This window comes from Streptomyces cellostaticus, assembly GCF_001513965.1.
Classification (GTDB): domain Bacteria; phylum Actinomycetota; class Actinomycetes; order Streptomycetales; family Streptomycetaceae; genus Streptomyces; species Streptomyces cellostaticus.
This window is the reverse complement of record NZ_KQ948109.1, coordinates 1-2,481: the sequence shown is the minus strand read 5'-3', so window position 1 is coordinate 2,481 and position 2,481 is coordinate 1. Positions and strand designations below refer to the sequence as shown.

Annotated in this window: 1 protein-coding gene; it reads left to right on the top strand. The window is 70.3% G+C overall.

Annotated elements, in window-relative coordinates; genetic code table 11:
- The coding region (locus tag AQI88_RS45685; RefSeq protein WP_159050613.1) for a beta-ketoacyl synthase N-terminal-like domain-containing protein at nucleotides 1-2,481 on the top strand (2,481 nt) is incomplete at both ends.

Sequence of the window (2,481 nt, the reverse complement as noted above, 5' to 3'; positions counted from 1 at the left end):
GCCGCTTCGGGCGATCACGACGGCGACCCGGCCGATGGCGAGTTCTGGCAGGCGATCGAGAGCAACGACGTCGAGGCACTCGCCGGAGTACTCGGCCTGACCGCCGAGCGTTCGGTGGTCGAATCGCTGATGCCGGCGCTCTCCGGCCTGCGGCAGCGGCACCGCAGTCGTGCGAAGTTCAACTCGCAGCTGTACCGAGTGGCGTGGGAACCGGTGACCGCGGAGATGCGACCGGCGGTCAGCGGTAGCCGGCTGGTCCTCGTCCCCCCGGGATTCGCTGATGAGAGGGTCGCCGCCGAGGTGGTGGAGGCGCTGTCCGCCGACGGCGGCGTGGTCCACCGTCTTCAGGCCGACCCGTCGCAGGTCGGCGCCCTGCTGGGTGAGCGCTACCCTGACGCCGTCGGCGTGGTCTCCTTCCTGCCCCCTGGACAGCCGATCGTCGACGGCGTCCCGGTGTGGAATGCCACGGTCGAGGCAGTACCTGCTGAGCCGGCCGACCGGCCCGGCGACCCGCGGCAGTCCGCGATCTGGGATCGGCCGTCGATGGCGGGCGGCCGCGGCGGATGTCTTGACCTGCCCCGAACGTGGGACGCCACCACCCAAAGCCTGCTGCGCGCCGTGCTCGGCGGCCAGTACAGCGAGGACCGGCTGGCACTGCGCACGGCGGGAGTGTTCGCCAGGAAGGTGCGCGTCGCACCCATCGACGCCGACACGTCACGGTTGCCGTGGCAGCCGACGGGCAAGGTCCTGCTGGCCGGTGACGACAGCGGCCCGCTCGCCGCGGCAATCACCCGATGGCTGACGGCTGCGGGCGCCGAGGTCGTCCGGGGAACGGACCTGCCCCAGGACGCCACCGCGGTCGTCTGCCTGCCGGACGAACAGGCCGGGGCACAGAACATCGAGGCGGTGCTCCGCCTGCATGCCCGGACCGTCGACCGCGATCTGTCGGCGTTCGTCGTGATCTCCCACGCCGGCGCCCAGCTCGGGGTCGAGCAGGACACGGACAAGCGTGCCTACAGTGCCTTCGCCGACGCGCTGGTGAGCCTGCGCTGGGCAGAAGGCCGCGCGGCCACCTCCATCGCCTGGCACGGTGCCGGCGCTGGAGCCGTCGACGGCCTGCGTCACACCGACCCGGACGACTTGGCCGAAGTACTTGCCTGGGCCGTGGGACACGACGACGCATGCGTCGTCATCGCGGACCTCACCGATGAGCTGCGGTCCACCATCCTGAGCGGATCACGCCATGAGGTGACGCTGGCTCAGAACGATGGCGCTCAGGCAACCGGCTTGTCGGGGATCGACGGTGAGCGTCAGCTCGCCCGCCTGGTCCTGACCCTTGCCGCCGAGGTACTCGGTCATGACGGGCCGCAGGATGTCGACGCCGACCGGAGCTTCCGCGAGCAGGGCTTCGACTCCTACAGCGCGCTCGACCTCCGCAACCGGCTGAAGACCGCCACCGCACTGCAGCTGCCCGCCACCGTCCTGTTCGACCATCCGACACCGACAGCGCTGGTGGCCTACCTGCGGCAGCAGCTGACCGGTGAGCAAGAGGCCCTGCGGGAAACGCCTGCCGCAGTTGCGCGGATGCAGGAGCCGGTGGTGATCGTGGGGATGGGTTGCCGGTTCCCGGGCGGGGTTGAGGACCCGGAGGGGTTCTGGCAGTTGATCGCCGCGGGGACCGATGCGATGTCGGGGTTCCCGGTGGACCGTGGCTGGGAGACGCCGGGCCTGTCCGAGGCTGCTGATGCGGGCGCGGCTTTTGCCCGGGTGGGTGGGTTCCTGGATGGTGCTGGTGATTTCGATGCGGAGTTCTTCGGGATCAGTCCGCGTGAGGCGTTGGGGATGGATCCCCAGCAGCGGCTGTTGCTGGAGACGTGCTGGGAGGCGCTGGAGGACGCGGGGATTGCCCCGGGTTCGCTGCGGGGCACCGACACCGGGGTCTACGCCGGGATTACCGCGCTGGGGTACCGGGTTGGTGAGCAGGACGGTGCTGGTGGTTTTGGCCTGACTGGTACTACGGCGAGTGTGGCGTCGGGTCGGGTGGCGTACTCGCTGGGGTTGCAGGGTCCCGCAGTGTCGGTGGACACGGCGTGTTCCTCGTCGCTGACGGCGATTCACCTTGCGGCGCAGGCACTGCGCTCCGGGGAGTGCGGGATCGCGCTGGCCGGTGGTGTCACGGTGATGCCCAACCCGGAGATGTTCACGGAGTTCGCGCGGCAGCGGGGGTTGGCTGCCGATGGCCGGTGCAAGCCGTTCGCGGAGGCGGCCGATGGCACCGGGTGGGGCGAAGGCGTCGGTGTGCTGGTTCTGGAGCGGTTGTCGGATGCGCGTGCTCGTGGGCACCGGGTGTTGGCGGTTGTGGCGGGTAGTGCGGTCAATCAGGACGGGGCGAGTAATGGTCTGTCGGCGCCGAATGGTCCGTCGCAGCAGCGGGTGATCCGGGCTGCGTTGGCGAGTGCGGGGTTGCAGCCGGGCGATGTT